The sequence below is a fragment of the Streptomyces sp. NPDC058195 genome (genome assembly GCF_042883525.1).
Lineage (GTDB): Bacteria > Actinomycetota > Actinomycetes > Streptomycetales > Streptomycetaceae > Streptomyces.
On record NZ_JBHVVM010000007.1, the window covers coordinates 155961 to 171774 of the forward strand.

Genomic DNA, 15814 nt, shown 5'->3' on the forward strand with positions numbered 1-15814 from the left:
GGAGCACTCATGGCGGACCCTGCGAGCGGGGTCCTGCCCGAGCGCCTCGCGGCGGTCCTGGCCAGACCGCCGCGCTCCTTCTCCCCCGTCGCGATCTGGTGGTGGAGCGGAGAGCGGCTCGACCGGGCCCGGCTGCGGGCGCAGCTGGAGCACTTCGCGCGGGGCGGGGTGCACCAGCTGGTGGTGCTCAACCTGGCGCCGTCGGGTCCGCTGTTCGGCTCGGACGCCGACGACCCGCCGTTCCTCTCCGAGGCGTGGTGGGAACTGTTCACCGGGGTCTGCGAGGACGCCCGCGTGCTGGGCACCGGTCTCTGGTTCTACGACCAGCTCGGCTTCTCCGGTGCCGACCTCCAGGCCCGGCTGGTCGACGAGCGGCCGGGGTACGCGGGGCGCCGGCTCTGCCGGACGCGGGCCGTGGTGGAGTGCCCGGCGGACGCGCCCGGCGAACTGCGCTGCCCGGCGGGCGGCCGGCCGCTGGCGGGCAGCGCGGAGCCAGTGGACGGTGAGGGCCACAGCGCCGGTCCGGCGGTGCGGGTGGCGGTGACCGACGGGGTGGTGCGGGCGCCGGGCGCGGGGCGATGGCGGCTGACGCTCCATCACGACGAGGCGCTCGGCTTCGACTATCTCGGCGCCGGGGCGTGCGCGGCACTGCTGGAGCGGGTGCACGGGGAGTTCGAGCGGCGGCTCGGCAGCCTGCTCGGGACGGTCGTGGTGGGCTCGTTCCAGGACGAACTGCCGTCACTGCCGACCTGGTCGGACGGTTTCGCCGGCGCGTTTCGGCGGCTGCGCGGCTACGACGTCGCCGACCGGCTCGACGCCCTGTACGCCGACGCGGCGGACCCGGACGCCCACCGGGTCCGCCGCGACTACCACCTCACCCGCGCCGAGCTGGCCGAGGATGCCTTCTTCCGGCCGCTGGCCGCCTGGCACGAGCGGCACGGGCTGCTCGTCGGCTGCGATCAGCAGGACCCCGCCCGCGCCGGGCATCCGGTGGCGGGCGTGGAGCTGTACGCCGACTACCCGCGCACCCACCGCTGGTTCTCGGCTCCCGGCTCGGATCACCACGGGGACGCCCGCGTCCACTCCTCGCTCGCCCACCTCTACGGCCGCCCCCGTACCTGGGTGGAGGCCTTCCACTCCACCGGCTGGGGCGGCACCCTGGAGGAGACCTTCGACTGGCTGCTCCCGTGGCTGCGGGCCGGGGCCACGCTCTACAACCCGCATGCCGTCTACTACACGACCAAGGGCGGCTGGTGGGAGTGGGCTCCCCCGGCGACCGACTGGCGTCAGCCGTACTGGCGCCACCACCGGGTCTTCGCCGATGCCGTGGCCCGGCTGTGCGCGGCCCTGAGCCTCGGTCACCACCTGTGCGACGTCGCGGTCCTGCTGCCCACCACGACCGCGCAGGCGGGCACCGCCCTGGACGGGGTGGCCCCGGACGCGGCGCGCGCCCAGTCGGTGTACCTCGGGCTCACCGGGGACATGGCCTGGTTCCGTACCCGGCCGGGTGCCCTGGACCGGCTGGGGGTGGACGCCGATGTCATCGACGACGCGTCGGTGGCCCGTGCCGAGGTCTCCCGGCTCGGCGACGGGGTACGGCTGCGGGTCGCGGCCGAGGCGTACGCCGCGGTGGTACTGCCCTCCTGCACCGTCCTCGAAGAGGTGACCGCGCGGCAACTGGGGGAGTTCGCCACCGCGGGCGGGCTGCTGATCGCGCTGGGCGCGCTGCCCGAACGGCTCGTCGGCCCCGGCACGCCCCGGCCCGCGACCGAGCTGCGGACGTGCTTCGCGGACGGCCGGGCGGTGCACATCCCCCTGCCGGACGGGGAAGGGGGCAGCGGGGCGGACGAAGCGCTCGGCGCGGCGCTGGGCGCTCTGCGGCCGGTCGTCCGCGCATCGGTCCCCGCGCTCGCGCGCCGGGTGGAGGGCGCCACGGTGGTGTTCCTGACAGCGGGCTCCCCCCGGGCCACCCGGGCGTCCGTGGCCGCCCCCGACGAGCGGGGGGCCGCACTGGGCTGGCTGGACGCCCGCTACGACTTCGACCCCGGCCGCTGGGCGCGCCGGGCCCGGGTCCGGGTACGGGACGTGGCGGGCCCGGCCGTGCTGGTGGACCCATTCGGCGGTGCTCCCCGGGTGCTGCCGGTGCTGCCCGTCACGGACGGGGGACCGGCGGTGGAGGTCGAGGTCCCCTTCGACACGGGCCCCGCGGCGCTGCTGGTCCTCCCGGCGCCGGGCCCGGCGCCCGGCCCGGCGCCCGCCGGGCCGCCGGTGTGCCGCGCGCCCGCCGCCGTCCTCGCCGTGGTGCCGCCGGACGCGGAGTGGGACATGGTGCTCGTCCCGACGCTCGACGACACCTGGGGCGACTTCGCCCGTCCGGCGACCGGTCCGCCCGGGGGCCCGGCCGTCACCGAGTGCCGGACCTTCGGACACCGGGCGGAGGCGCCCGGTGAGGACGGCGTCCGGGACGGGTGGGCCCTGCCGTCCGGCTCCGGGACTCCGGCACGGACCACGGTGCACGCGACGTTCGGTCCGCGCGCGGCCGTGCTGCGGGAGGGGCCCGCAGGCCGCGTCACCTCGGTCGTCGAGTGGTCCGAGACCCTGGGCGTGTACAAGGACCCGGTGCACCGCGCGGTGCTCGGTCCGAAGGGGCACGTGCCGGAGGAGTTCGTACGCCTCGGCCGGGTGGCCGCCGGGGAGCCGGTGCGGCTGCGGGTGGCCCTGCATCTGGACGCGCCCTTCGACGGGCACCTCGTGCTCGGGGCGGCGGCGGCCAAGCGGGCCCGGCTCGACGGGGTGTCCGTGGCCCTGGACGACGGCGGCCATCTCGCGACGGGCCCGGTGCGGGTGGCGGCCGGGGTACGGCTGCTCGACGTGGTGCTGACCCCCGGGCTGGACGGCGAGCTGCGGGCCCACCTGGCGCTGGTGCGCGAGGTGGGGCGGTGTCTGCGCCCGGAGTGGATCCACGCCGCGGGCACCATGGGGACGTCCCTGCGCCTCGCCGAGCTCCCCGGCAGGGCCATCGTCCAGCTGGCCTCCCGGGCCCCCTGTGTGCTCCGGGTGAACGGGCTGCTCATCGGCAGGCAGGGAGGCTTCGATCCGTACGCCGAACACGCGGTGCCCCGGGTGCGGCGGCACGATGTGACGGCGGCGCTGTGTACCGGCGACAACACCCTCACCGTGGAGGTCTCCGGGGGCGAGGACCCGGTCCTGGTGGACGCGGTCTTCGAGGACCGGGACGGCGTGCGGCTCGCGGCCCTGCACAGCGACGGCCGCTGGTGGGCCGAGGGGGCGCGTGGCCGCGGGCCGGTACGGGTGCGCCGGGAGCCGGAGGGCGATCCGGCCGCGCTGTTCCTGCGCCGCCGCCCCCATCCGCTGCCGGGTGCCGCGTGGCTGGACCCGGACGCCGATGACGGCACCGTGCTCCCGGTGCGGTGCGCGGTACCGGGGAGCCGGGGCGGGGTGGAGTGGCTGTGGTGCGCACTCCCGCCCGGGACCGTCGGGCTGGCGGTGCCGGTGCGCGGACCGCTCACCGTGTGGGTGGACGGCGCCGCGTGCCCGGTCAGCGTGTCCGCCGCCGATGCCCGCGGGGTGCGTACGGTGAGGGTCGCGGTGCCGCCGGGGGCGTCGGGCGGCCCTCGGCGTGCGGCACTGCGGGTGCGGACCCGCCCCGGGTACGAAGGGGGCGCGGCGCTGGCCGGGCCGGTGCGCTGCACGGTCGGCCCCGGGCTGATCAGGCTCGGGGACTGGGCGGAACAGGGCCTGTGCGAGTACAGCGGCGGCGTGCGGTACGGCCGCACGGTGTCGCTGCCCGCCGGGGCCGCCGCGGGACGGGTGTCGCTGGACCTCGGGCGGGTGCGGGGCACGGCGGAGGTACGGGTCGGCGGGGCCGCCGCGGGGGTGCGGGTGTGTTCCCCGTACGTGTTCGATCTGACGGGGCTGGTCGCGGCCGGGGACAACACGGTGGAGATCACCGTGTTCAACACCCTGGCGCCCCGGCTGGACGCCGTCGGCCCGACCCACTTCGTCTTCCCCGGGCAGCGGGTCAGCGGCCTGTTCGGCCCCGTACGGCTGCTGACGGGCCCGGCCTGAGCGGAAGCCGGGTGCCCGGGTGCCCGTCCCGGGGCAGGCCGGACGCATGCCCGGGGAGCATGGCGTCCGGCGTCGCGCGCCCCCGTGCCGGGCTCCCTACCGGTCGCGGGTCAGCATTGGCAGCAGCAGGGCCGCGGACCAGCTGAAGTGGGGCGAGTTGAGCGGCGCCCCGGTGGTCGGGTCGTAGTTCTCCATGACCGGCCCGTCGCCCGCGAGGCCCGAGGCCCGGTCCAGGAGCCGGTCGGTCAGGGTGTCCGCGTCCTTTCCGTACCCGTAGCGGCGCAGTCCGCCGAGCGCGAAGTAGGCCTGGTCGAGCCAGACGGGGCCGCGCCAGTACGCGGTCGGCGCGAAGTACGGGGAGCTCTTCGCGACGGTCGGGAACGGGACGGTGGTGGCGAACTCAGCCGGATCGGTCAGCTTCTCGCGCACGGCGCGCGCCTGCGTGGCGGAGGCTGTGCCGGTCCAGAGCGGGACGGCTCCCTCGATGCCGCGGCCACGGGCGGTGAGCGGGGCTTTGGTGCCGAGCGCGAGGTCGTGGAACCAGCCGTCGGAGGGGTCGTACATCCGGGTGCGCACGGCGGTGGCGGTGGTGTGCGCGCGGCGCTTCCAGCGGTCGGCGTCGGCGCCCCGGCCCAGCGCGCCCGCGATCTTCGCCAGGTACTCCTGGTCGGCGGCGAGGTAGGCGTTCAGGTCGACGGACTCCTGGTCGAGGGAGTAGCCGAGCAGCGTCCCGTCGGCGGCCCGGTTGGCGACGACCCCGGTGCCGAGGGCCGCGTCGAAGCGGGGCGCGTTGTCCATGCCGCTCTCCCAGGCGGCGGCCAGGCGCTGGTCCTCGGCGGTCGCGTTGGCGGGGTCGGCCGTCGCGCCGTACTCGGCGAGGCCGTTGCCGTCGTGGTCCCGGTTGCGGTACCACCACGTCTGGTAGGCGGCGAGCTTCGGGGACATCTCGCGCAGGAATCCCTTGTCCCCGCTCTTCTCGTACACCTCCCAGACCGCCCAGGCGGCCAGCGGGGGCTTGGAGTTGCGTTCGTTCCAGTTCCCGCCGCCGCGGGCGGGGTCGTTGTAGAAGATGACGTCGGGAATCATGCCGGCGTCCTGCGGGCGGGTGGCGGAGTCCGGGGTGACCTGCCAGTCGAACATGGCGCGGATCTGCGACTGGGCGAGTCCGGGCGCGAAGCGCGCGGTGCCGACGGCCTGCTTCCAGGTGTCCCAGGCCCAGATCCCGCCGGTGAACCACTTGTAGGAGATCGACGGGGTGATCCCGTCGTGCTTGATCTGCCCGGCGGCGCCGCGCCAGTTGGTGACGAGCGTCTCCAGCGACTTCACGGCGGTGCGCCGCCGGTCGGCCGGTACGCCCCGGGTCACTGCGGCGACGTAGCCCCGCCAGCGCCGGTCGGCGGCGGCCTCGACGGTCCGGGGGCGGGTCAGCACGGAGCGGGCCTTGGCGCGTTCCCCGGCGCGTTCGGCGGCGGTGAAGGTGTAGGACTCGGTCCAGTCGAAGCGGTGCGCGCGGCCGGGGGCGAGGGTCACCGGCCGCTCGGCCTCGGTGCGGTAGGTATCGCCGTCCACCGTGGTGCGGACGCGGTCCTTGTGGGTGACCTCGAAGCGCTCCGTACCGTCGGTGAGGTAGTCCCAGGTCTCACGGACCTTCGCGAAGTCGACGCCGACGCCGGAGGCAGTGGCGCTCAGCGTGGGCGCGTCGCGCATCGGACGGTCGGCGGGGCGCAGCAGGCTGCCCGTCCACTCGGCGCCCAGGGTACGCGGGCTGGGGCCGGTGTTGCGGAGCTCGGCGCCGACCAGGGCGGTGCGGTCGGTGGCGAAGCGGAGTTCGAGGGTGAGGCTCAGGCCCCGGCCGAGGGCGTAGGACTGGACGAGACGGCCCGGCAGCGAGGTGAAGCGGGGGGTGCCGCCCCCGGCCAGGTCGAGGGGGCGGCCCCGCTCGGTGAGCCGGATGCGGCTGAAGGAGCGGCTGAGCCACCAGGGGTACTCCTGGGCGATGTAGAGGGGGCCGGTGAAGCCGCCGTAGGCGTCCGTGTCGCCGGTCTCCGGCAGGGCGTAGGCGTGCCAGGCACCCAGGTCGGCGAAGACACCGACCGGGTTGTTGTCCTCTCCGTCGCCGGGCTCCGCCGCGGCGGGGGTGCCGTGCAGGTCGAGGACGTCGGCGTAGGCGGGCGGGGGTGACGGCCGGTCGTGGGCGGCGGCGGTCTGCGGTGCGGCGAGGGCGCCACCGGCCAGGAGGAGTGCGGTCAGGGCGCTCAGCGGGCGGTGCGCGGACGGGTGCCGGTCTCTCCAGCGGGTCATTTTCCGGTCTCTCCAGGGTGGGTGGCGAGGCGCAGCACGGCGGCGCCCAGCGGGCCGAGGTCGAGGTGGCCGCGGACGGTGGCGCCGGTGAGCAGGTCGGTGGCTCCGGCGGCCCAGGGGCCGGCCAGGGGGGTGCGCGTCGGGTGGTCGCGGTGGTTGAGGACGAAGAGGTGGCTGCCGTGCTCGCCGGTGCGCACGGTCGCCTCGACGCCTTGGGGGACGTCGAGCACGGGGCGTACGCCCGCCGCGCGCAGCGCCGGTCCGAGCACGGTGGCGATGCCGTCGTCGAGGTGGGCGCCGGTGTACCAGGCGGTGCCGCTGCCGTGGCGGCGGCGGGTGACGGCGGGGCGGCCGGCCAGTTCGCCGTCCGCGTACGTGTCGATGACCTCGGTGTCCGGGGCCTCGGGTTCGATCCACTCGCTCCACAGGGTGGCCCGGGTGCCGGAGGCGAGGGGGAGGAACGCCCCGTCGGGGATCGGCCAGAACTCGTCGACGGACACGCCGAGGAGTTCGCGCAGCGGTCCGGGCGCCCCGCCGTCGTGGATGTGGTCGTGGCCGTCGACGACGCCGCTGAAGGGGCCGCAGACGAAGTGGCCGCCGTCGTGCACGTAGGCGGTGATGCGTGCGGCGTCCTCGGGCCGCAGCAGGTGGAGGTTGGGGGCCAGGACGGCGCGGTAGCCGGTCAGGTCCGCGTGCGGGGGTACGAAGTCGGGGGTGACGGCACGGGTGTGGAGTGCGGCGTACCAGGGGCGCAGGAGGTCGCGCCAGCGCATCCGGGCGGAGGGGTGGTCCTCGGCCTCCAGGGCCCACCAGGAATCCCAGTCGAGGAGGATGGCCACGTCGGCGGTGGTGGTGGCGCCCGCTACGCTGCCGAGGCGGGCGAGTTCGGCTCCGAAGCGGACCGTCTCCCGCCAGCCGCGGGAGGCGGTGCCGCGGTGCGGGAGCATCGCGCTGTGGTACTTCTCCGCCCCGGCCCGGGAGGCCCGCCACTGGAAGTACATGACGCCGTCGGCTCCCCGGGCCAGGGCCTGGAGGGACCAGAGCCGTTGCAGTCCGGATTTCTTGGGGACGTTGACGGGCCTCCAGCTGACCGCGGAGGGTGCCTGTTCGAGGAGCAGCCAGGGTCGGCCGCCCTTGAGGGAGCGCATCAGGTCGTAGTTGAGGGCGGCGTTGACGTGGGCGTGCGGGTCGGCGGGGTCGGGGTAGGCGTCGTCGGAGACGAAGTCCTCGTGCCGGGCCCACTCCCAGTAGTCGAGTGCCTTGAACATCGACATGAAGTTGGTGGTCGCCGGGATGCCGGGGCTCAGTTCGCGCAGGGCCTCGCGCTCGGCGCGATGGCAGTCGAGCAGGGCGTCGGAGCAGAAGCGGCGCCAGTCCAGCAGCTGGGTCGGGTTGACCGGGCCGGGGGCGGTGCGGGGCGGTTCGATCTCCCCGTACGTGGTGTAGTGCTGCGACCAGAAGGCGGTGCCCCAGGCGTGGTTGAGGGCGTCGATCGTGCCGTAGCGCTCGGTGAGCCAGGTGCGGAAGTGTGTGGCGGAGCGGGCGCAGAAGCATTCGGTGACGTGGTCGCCGTACTCGTTGTGGATGTGCCAGAGCGCGAGCGCGGGGTGGTGTGCGTAGCGTTCGGCGAGGGTGCGGGTCAGGCGGAGCGCGGCGGCGCGGTATTCGGGCGAGGAGGGACAGTAGTGCTGGCGCGAGCCGAATTCGAGGCGTACGCCGTCGGCGGTGACCGGCAGGATCCCGGGGTGGGCGCGGATCAGCCACGCGGGCGGTGAGGCGGTCGCGGTGGCCAGGTCAACGGCGATGCCGTGCGCGTGGAGCAGGTCGAGGAGCCGGTCAAACCAGCCGAAGTCCCAGGCGCCGGGGCCGGTCTGGAGCCTGGCCCAGGAGAAGACGCCGACGGTGACCATGGTGACACCGGCCTCGCGCATCAGCCGGGCGTCCTCGGCCCGGACGTGCTCGGGCCACTGCTCGGGGTTGTAGTCGCCGCCGTAGAGGAGGCCGGGGACGCGGGTCAGGTGGTTCATCCCTTCACCGCCCCGCCGAGGAGTCCGGCGACGAACTGCCGCTGGAAGAGGAGGAAGAGGAGCATCAGCGGAAGGGTGGCGAGGAGCGAGCCGAGCATCAGGCCGGAGTAGTCGACGCGGGTGAGCCCGGTGAGGGTGTTGAGTGCGACGGGCACGGTGTACTTGTCCTCGGAGTTCAGCATGAGCAGCGGCCAGATGAAGCTGTTCCACTGCGCCATGAACGTGAAGATGACCAGGGCGCCGAGCTGGGGGCGCACGCAGGGCAGCACCACCTGGTAGAAGGTGCGGACCTCGCCGGAGCCGTCGATGCGGGCCGATTCGAGGAGTTCGTCGGGGAAGCCGACGAAGCCCTGCCGCATCAGCAGGATGCCGAAGGAGTTCACCAGGAACGGCAGGATGACCGCCTGGTAGGAGTCGATCCAGCCGACACTCGCCATCATCTGGAACAGCGGTACGAGCAGGACCTGGAAGGGGATCATCATCGTGGCGAGCACGACGCCGAGCAGCAGGCCGCGGCCGCGGAAGCGGAACTTGGCCAGGCCGTAGCCGCACATCGCGGAGATCAGCGAGCTGAGCACGGTGTGGATGACCGCGATCCCGACGCTGTTGAGCAGGACCTGTCCGAAGCCGATGGTGTCCTGGAGCCGGACGAGGTTGTCGAGCAGCCTGCCGCCGGGCAGGAAGGGCGGCGGCGAGCGGAACAGTTCGGAGGTGGAGTGGGTCGAGGCGATCGCCATCCAGAGGAACGGCAGGAGGCTGATGACGGCCCCGGCCGCGAGGGCCAGCCGGACGAGGAGCCGGCCCGCGCGCCGGGCCGGGTGGACGCGCGCGGGGGCCTGCGGGAGGGCGGTCACCGGCGGCGCTCCCTTCCGAAGGCGAGGTACTGGAGGGCGGAGACCGCGGCGATGAGGAGCACGACGACCCAGGCGATGGCGGCGGCGTAGCCGAAGTCGAACTGCTGGAAGCCGACCCGGTAGAGGTAGAGGACCGGGGTGAGGGTGGCGTCGTCGGGGCCGCCGCGGGTGAGGACGTAGTTCTCGTCGAAGAGCTGGAGCGTCCCGATGGTGGAGGTGATCACACAGAACAGGACGACGGGGCGCAGCTGCGGCAGGATGACGCGGGCGTACGTGGTCAGGGTGCCCGCGCCGTCGATCGCCGCGGCCTCGTACTGTTCCCTGCCGATGGACTGGAGTCCGGCGAGCAGGATGACGGCGTTGTAGCCGGTCCAGCGCCAGGTCAGGGAGACGATCAGGGAAACCCGGGCCCAGGTGGGGCTGTTGAGCCAGTCGATCTGGCCGATGCCGACGGCACCGAGTATCTGGTTGACCAGTCCGCCGTCGGTCTTGAGGAGCACCTGGAAGACCACGGCGTAGGCGACGAGGGTGGTGACGGCGGGCAGGAAGTAGACGGCGCGCCAGGTGCCGCGGAAGCGCAGCCAGGACTGGTTGAGCAGAACGGCGAGGACGAGCGCGAGGCCGATCATGACGGGGACCTGGACGACGAGGATGGCCCCGGTGTTGAGCAGGGACTTCAGGAACACCGGGTCGTCGGTCATCCGCCGGTACTGGTCGAGTCCGGCCCAGCGGGTGACTCCGGCGTCGTCGGTGGTGAAGCTCTGCAGCAGGCTCGCGCCCAGCGGGTAGGCGAAGAAGAGCGCGAAGAGGACGGCCGCGGGCCCGGCGAATATCCACGCGGTGGGGCGGCGCCGGACGCGGCGTGCCCGGGTGCGGGCGGGTGCGGGCGGCCTGTCGTGGGCGGTGGTGACGGCCATCGGGCTACTTCATCCTCTCGCGGCCGGTGGCCGCGGCGATCTGCCGGGCCGCCGATTCCAGGGAGGCGCGCGGGTCCTTGCCGCGGAGCGTCACACCGGTGACTGCGGCGACCATGATGTCGACGGCCTTCGCGTCGTCCTTGGTGTACTCGACCGGCGGGATACCGCGGGCCAGTTCAGCGAACACGTCGAGGACCGGCTGCCCGCCGAAATAGTCCTGTCCGGCGCTCAGGTACGGGTCGTCCAGTGCGGGAAGGTAGGCGGGGAAGAGCCCTTCGTGCTTGAGCATGGAGACCTGGTTGGTCCGGTTGGTGAGGACGAACTCGATGAAGGCCCAGGCGAGTTCGGGGTTCTCGCTCTGTGCGGGGACGCAGAGGGTGGAACCGCCCTCGTTCGAGGTGCGGGGGCCGGCGGCGGTGAAGCCGGGCAGCGGCACCACACCGAACCTGCCCTTCAGTTCCGGCATCTCCTCGGTGAGGGTGCCGGTCCACCAGGCGGCGGTGGGATTGGTGGCGGCCTTGCCCTCCTTGGTGCCGGTGACCAGCCCGCTCCAGCCCTTCTCGTAGTCGATCAGGTCCCGGTCGTGCAGGGTCTTCATCAGGGTGAGGGCCTTCACGGCCTCGGGGCTGTCGACCGCGACCCGGCCGTTCTTGAAGTAGGCCTGCCCCTGCTGCTGGAGAAGGGTGGGCAGGATTCCGGTGTTGGTGGTGTCCATGATGAGCAGCTTGTGGCCGGTGGCCTTCTTGATGCGGACGCCCGCCGCCACGTAGTCGTCCCAGGTGAGGAGCTTGCGCGGGTCGACTCCGGCGGCGCGGAAGTGGTCCTTGCGGTAGTAGAGCGCGCAGGGACCGATGTCCCAGGGCAGGCCGAAGACCTCATGGCCGGCTCCGCTGACGGTGCGCCAGGAGGCGCGGTCGAAGTCGCCTCCGTAGCGGCCTCCGAGACTGCCCAGGTCGTAGAAGCCCTGGGGGAAGTTCCCGGTGTACCGGGGCAGTTGGTTTCCGCCGATCGTGAGGACGTCGGCGAGTCCGGAGCCGCCGCGCAGTCCCACGGTGATCTTGTCGGCGGCGTTGTCGTAGCCGATGTCGGTGACGTCGACGGTGGTGCCGGGGTGGCGTTTCTCGAAGGTGCGGGCGAGGCGCTTGAGGGCGTTGGCCGCCACGTCCCACGACCAGACGGTGATCTTCCCGCTGACCTCGCCCCCTCCCTCCTTCGCCCCGCCCCCGATGTCGCGGGTCCTGCCGCCTCCGGTGCCGCCCATGGCGCATCCGCCGGCCAGGGTGGCCGCCGCGGTCGCGAGTCCCGTGGCCAGAACGGCCCTACGGGTGGGTCGTGTTGACACTCTTGCCTCCTGGAGCCTGAATGCCTAATGCTGTATTCAGAACACTGAATGACGGAGGCTGCCGTCAAGAGGTGTACACCCAAAGACTTTTGCTGCTGTGTCCATGACCGACCCGACCGAGTCGGCCCACGCGAAAGGCGCGGCATGACGCCACCTCAGGAATCCGTCCCCCCGTACACCCACCCGTACATCCCCAACGCCGTCCCGGCCGTGCGGCAGGCGATGCTGGACGAGATCGGCGCCGCGAGCGTCGAGGACTTCTACGCCGACATCCCGGACTCCATCCGGCTGCACCGCCCCCTCGACCTGCCCGCCCCGCTGCGTTCGGAAGCCGAACTCACCCGTCATATGGAGGAGCTGCTCGGCCGCAACACCTCGACGCGGCAGATGCTCAGCTTCCTCGGATCGGGCTGCTACCAGCACCATGTACCGGCCGTCGTGGACGAGGTCGTCAACCGCAGCGAGTTCCTCACCGCCTACGCGGGCGAGCCCTACGAGGACCACGGCCGCTTCCAGGCGCTGTGGGAGTACCAGTCGATGATGGCCGAACTCCTCGATGTCGAGGTCGTCAACGTTCCGGTGTACGACGGCTTCCAGGCGGCCGGGACCGCGCTGCGGATGGCTGGCCGGATCACCGGCCGCCGCCGGGTGGTGGTCGCCACCGCGGTCGACGCCGACAAACTCTCCCGCATCCATGACTACGTACGCCCCGACCACGAGGTGACGGTGGTCCCGGTCGACCCGGAAACCGGCTGCGCCGACCTCGACGCGGTCCGCGCGGTGCTCGCCCCCGGTGACACGGCGGCGGTGTACGCGGACACGCCCTCCGCGCTCGGCATCGTCGACGAGGCACTGCCCCTGCTCGCCGGGCTCGCCCACGACACCGGCGCGCTGTACGTGGTGGGCTGCAACCCGCTCACGCTCGGCGTGCTCGCCCCTCCCCGCGCATACGGCGCGGACATCGCCTGCGGTGACATCCAGCCGCTCGGCCTGCACCAGAGCTTCGGCGGCGGCAACGCGGGCTTCATCGCCACCCGCGACGAGGAACGGCTGGTCGCGGAGTACCCCTCCCGCCTGTTCGGACTGGTCCCGACGGCGGTCGAGGGCGAGTACGGCTTCGGCGACGTGGCCTACGAACGGACCTCCTTCGCGCTGCGCGAGGAGGGCAAGGAGTGGGTCGGTACCGCCGCCGCGCTGCACGGCATCGGCGCCGGGGTCTACCTCGCGCTGATGGGCCCGCAGGGCATGCGGGAGATCGGTGACACGATCCTCGCGCTCACCGCCTACGCCCGAAGGCGCCTGGCCGAGGTCCCCGGCATCGAGGTCCCGTACGGCGACGCCCTGCACTTCGCCGACTTCACCGTCCGCTACACGGGCGCCCGCACGGCCGCCGAGATCAGCGCCGGGCTCAAGGAGCGGGGCATCTTCGGCGGCACCCCGACCGGCGCCCGCACGGCCGCCTACTGCGTCACCGAAGTCCACACCAAGGCCGACATCGACCGGCTCGCCGCGACCCTGGAGGAGATCGTCAAGTGACCGCCCACACACCGGTTTCCGTGACGCCCGAGCAGGCGCGCGTCGCCGCCAAGCCGCCGCTGCGCAGGTTCCGGCAGGCCTCCTGGGACGAGAAGCTGATCTTCGAGCTGGGATCACCGGGCGAACGCGGCGTGCTCGTCCCCGCTCCGGATCCGTCCGTCGAGCCGGTGAGCGTCCCCGCCGCGCTGCGCCGGGCCGCGCCGCCCGCCCTGCCGGAGCTGTCCCAGCAGCAGGTGCTCCGCCACTACCTGCGCCTCTCGCAGGAGAATCTGGGCGCCGACCTCAACATCGACGTCGGCCAGGGCACCTGCACCATGAAATACAGCCCCAAGGTCAACGACCAGTTCGTCCGCGATCCCCGGATCGCCGCGCTCCACCCGCTCCAGGACGCCGACACCGTCCAGGGCGTCCTCGGGATCATCCACAGCCTGGAGCAACTGCTGAAGGAGATCTCCGGCATGGACCGGGTCTCGCTCCAGCCGGGCGCGGGCTCCGCCGCGATCTACACCAACGTCGCGATGATCCGGGCCCACTTCGCCGCCCGCGGCGAGCTGGAGCAGCGTGACGAGATCATCACGACGATCTTCTCCCATCCCTCGAACGCGGCCTGCGCGAAGACGGCGGGCTTCAAGGTCATCACCCTCCACCCGGACGCGGACGGCTACCCGGACATCGAGGCGCTGAAGGCGGCGGCCGGCCCGCGCACCGCGGCTCTCCTCATCACGAACCCCGAGGACACCGGCATCTACAACCCGCGCATCGAGGAGTTCGTGCGGATCGTGCACGAGGCGGGCGGCCTGTGCTCGTACGACCAGGCCAACGCGAACGGCATCCTCGGCATCACCCGGGCCCGGGACGCGGGCTTCGACCTGTGCCACTTCAACCTGCACAAGACGTTCTCGACACCGCACGCCTGCGGCGGCCCGGCGGCGGGCGCCTGCGCGGTCACCGAGGAGCTCGCCCCGTACCTGCCGCGTCCGACGGTCGAACGCGACCCGGACACCGGTCTGTTCCGCCTGGACGACGACCGGCCGGAGTCGGTCGGCAAGATGCGGCCGTTCTACGGCGTGGTGCCCAACCTGGTCCGCGCGTACGCCTGGATCATGTCGCTCGGCGCCGAGGGGCTGCGGGCCGCCGCCGAGACGGCCGTGCTCAACAACAACTACCTGCTCCACAAGGTACGGCGGATCCGGGGCGTCTCGGTGCCGTACGCGGCGGGGCGCCCGCGCGTGGAGCAGGTCCGCTACAGCTGGGAACAGCTCCACCAGGACACCGGGCTGCACTCCGAGGACCTCGGCCTGCGGGCCGCCGACTTCGGCACCCACTACTGGACCAGCCACCACCCCTACGTGGTGCCCGAGCCCATGACGCTGGAGCCCACCGAGTCCTACACCCGTGCCGACCTCGACGAGTACGCGGCGATCCTCGCGGAGGTCGCCCGCGAGGCGTACGAGGACCCGGAGACGGTACGCACCGCGCCGCACCGCTCGACGATCCACCGGGTACGCCCCGAAGCCCTGGACTCGCCGGAGACCTGGGCGGTCTCCTGGCGCGCCTACCGCCGCAAGGTGCTCGGCGAGGCGGACCGGGGATGACCCGGATCGGTCTGGTGGTCAACCCGGTCGCCGGACTCGGCGGCCGGGTGGGCCTGGGCGGCACCGACGGCCCCGACCGGGCACGCGCGGCGCTGGCGCTCGGCGCCCGCCCCCTGGCGGGGGCGCGGGCCACCACCGCGCTGGCCGGACTCGCGGCGGGCCGGGCGCCGCTCGTCGTCACCGCGGCCGGGGCCCTGGGGGCCGGACCGGTCGCCGCCGCCGGACTCACCGCGCGGGTCGTGTACGCCGCGCGGGACGGTCGGGACACCTCGGCGGCGGACACGGCCGCCGCGGTGCGGGCCGTCGTCGCCGAGGGCGTGGACCTGCTGCTCTTCGCGGGCGGCGACGGCACCGCGCGGGACGTGCTCCGCGCGCTGGACGGCGTGCGGTGCCCGGTCCTCGGTGTGCCGACCGGAGTGAAGATGCACTCGGCGGTCTTCGCTGTCAGCCCGCGTGCCGCGGGCGAGGTCGCCGCGGCGTGGCTGGACCGCACGGGCGGGGTCCGGCTGCGGGACGCCGAGGTCATGGACCGCGACGACGAGGCCCTGGACCGGGGGCGGGTCGCCTCCCGGCTCTTCGGGTGGCTGCCGGTCCCGGACGTGCCGGTCCGGGTGCAGCAACGCAAGACCGGCAGCACCGCGGTGGCACCGGAGGCGGTGGGCGGCATCGCGTCGGAGGTCGCCGGGCGGGTCGGGAAGGGGCTGCTGGTGCTCGGCCCCGGATCCACCACCCGGGCGGTGGCGGCCGTGCTCGGCGCGGACACCTCGCTCACCGGGGTGGACGTGCTCGCGCTGCGGCCCGGTCACCCGCCCCGGGTCGTCGTCCGCGAAGCCGCCGAGGACGCCCTGCTGTCGCTCGGGCCCGCCTGGGTCGCCCTCTCCCCCATCGGCGGCCAGGGCTTCCTCCTGGGCCGCGGCAACCAGCAGATCTCCCCGCGTGCCCTGCGCGCGGCGGGCGGACGCGAGCGCCTGCTCGTGCTGTGCACCGAGGCGAAGCTGGCCGCGCTCGGCGGCCGTCCCCTCCTCCTCGACACCGGAGACGACGCGCTCGACGCGGAGCTGTCCGGCTACCACCCCGTCATCACCGGCCGCCGGAGCACCGCGCTGTACCGGCTGGCCGGCTGAGCCCCGTACCTCTTCCCCGACACCGGACC

The 15814-nt window shown here is 73.6% G+C and carries 9 protein-coding genes; 4 read left to right on the forward strand and 5 right to left on the reverse strand.

Annotated features, from left to right (window positions below):
- The first annotated feature begins 9 nt into the window (after positions 1 to 9).
- Positions 10 to 4089 (forward strand): hypothetical protein, encoded by a 4080-nt coding sequence (locus ACFVWY_RS11665; protein ID WP_389870038.1) that lies wholly within the window; start codon positions 10 to 12, stop codon positions 4087 to 4089.
- Between the two features lie 96 nt (positions 4090 to 4185).
- On the opposite strand, the gene ACFVWY_RS11670 is transcribed toward ACFVWY_RS11665, so the two are convergent.
- Genes ACFVWY_RS11670 through ACFVWY_RS11690 form a run of 5 tightly spaced genes read right to left on the reverse strand, consistent with a single transcriptional unit; the run spans position 4186 to position 11530 of the window.
- Complete coding sequence (locus ACFVWY_RS11670; protein ID WP_389870041.1) at positions 4186 to 6390, reverse strand: trehalase family glycosidase; 2205 nt, start codon at positions 6388 to 6390, stop codon at positions 4186 to 4188.
- Positions 6387 to 8417 carry a beta-galactosidase gene (locus tag ACFVWY_RS11675; protein ID WP_389870044.1) on the reverse strand — a complete coding sequence of 677 codons (2031 nt, stop codon included), beginning with the start codon at positions 8415 to 8417 and terminating at the stop codon, positions 6387 to 6389. Before ACFVWY_RS11675 ends, ACFVWY_RS11670 begins: the two co-directional genes overlap by 4 nt.
- A complete protein-coding gene (locus tag ACFVWY_RS11680; RefSeq protein WP_389870047.1) occupies positions 8414 to 9271 on the reverse strand; it encodes a carbohydrate ABC transporter permease in 858 nt (285 codons plus the stop codon). Before ACFVWY_RS11680 ends, ACFVWY_RS11675 begins: the two co-directional genes overlap by 4 nt.
- Positions 9268 to 10188 carry a carbohydrate ABC transporter permease gene (locus tag ACFVWY_RS11685; protein ID WP_389870050.1) on the reverse strand — a complete coding sequence of 307 codons (921 nt, stop codon included), beginning with the start codon at positions 10186 to 10188 and terminating at the stop codon, positions 9268 to 9270. The genes ACFVWY_RS11680 and ACFVWY_RS11685 overlap by 4 nt, the downstream gene beginning before the upstream one ends.
- A 4-nt stretch (positions 10189 to 10192) precedes the next feature.
- Complete coding sequence (locus ACFVWY_RS11690; protein WP_389870053.1) at positions 10193 to 11530, reverse strand: ABC transporter substrate-binding protein; 1338 nt, start codon at positions 11528 to 11530, stop codon at positions 10193 to 10195.
- 144 nt (positions 11531 to 11674) lie between these two features.
- Here ACFVWY_RS11690 and gcvPA point away from each other — a divergent pair, with 144 nt between their 5' ends.
- Genes gcvPA through ACFVWY_RS11705 form a run of 3 tightly spaced genes read left to right on the forward strand, consistent with a single transcriptional unit; the run spans position 11675 to position 15785 of the window.
- On the forward strand, positions 11675 to 13066 hold the full coding sequence (gene gcvPA / locus ACFVWY_RS11695) for an aminomethyl-transferring glycine dehydrogenase subunit GcvPA (RefSeq protein ID WP_389870056.1): 1392 nt from the start codon (positions 11675 to 11677) through the stop codon (positions 13064 to 13066).
- A complete protein-coding gene (gcvPB, locus tag ACFVWY_RS11700) occupies positions 13063 to 14661 on the forward strand; it encodes an aminomethyl-transferring glycine dehydrogenase subunit GcvPB (RefSeq protein ID WP_389870059.1) in 1599 nt (532 codons plus the stop codon). Before gcvPA ends, gcvPB begins: the two co-directional genes overlap by 4 nt.
- The gene (locus ACFVWY_RS11705; protein WP_389870062.1) at positions 14658 to 15785 is read left to right on the forward strand and encodes an ATP-NAD kinase family protein; all 1128 of its coding nucleotides are present in this window, start codon (positions 14658 to 14660) and stop codon (positions 15783 to 15785) included. Before gcvPB ends, ACFVWY_RS11705 begins: the two co-directional genes overlap by 4 nt.
- The last annotated feature ends 29 nt before the right edge of the window (positions 15786 to 15814 follow it).

Bases quoted from the DNA above. Each gene is read 5' to 3' on its own strand.
- ACFVWY_RS11665 (WP_389870038.1), top strand. From the start codon at position 10: ATGGCGGACCCTGCGAGCGGGGTCCTGCCCGAGCGCCTCGCGGCGGTC.
- ACFVWY_RS11670 (WP_389870041.1), bottom strand. From the start codon at position 6,390: ATGACCCGCTGGAGAGACCGGCACCCGTCCGCGCACCGCCCGCTGAGC.
- ACFVWY_RS11675 (WP_389870044.1), bottom strand. From the start codon at position 8,417: ATGAACCACCTGACCCGCGTCCCCGGCCTCCTCTACGGCGGCGACTAC.
- ACFVWY_RS11685 (WP_389870050.1), bottom strand. From the start codon at position 10,188: ATGGCCGTCACCACCGCCCACGACAGGCCGCCCGCACCCGCCCGCACC.
- gcvPA (WP_389870056.1), top strand. From the start codon at position 11,675: ATGACGCCACCTCAGGAATCCGTCCCCCCGTACACCCACCCGTACATC.
- ACFVWY_RS11705 (WP_389870062.1), top strand. From the start codon at position 14,658: ATGACCCGGATCGGTCTGGTGGTCAACCCGGTCGCCGGACTCGGCGGC.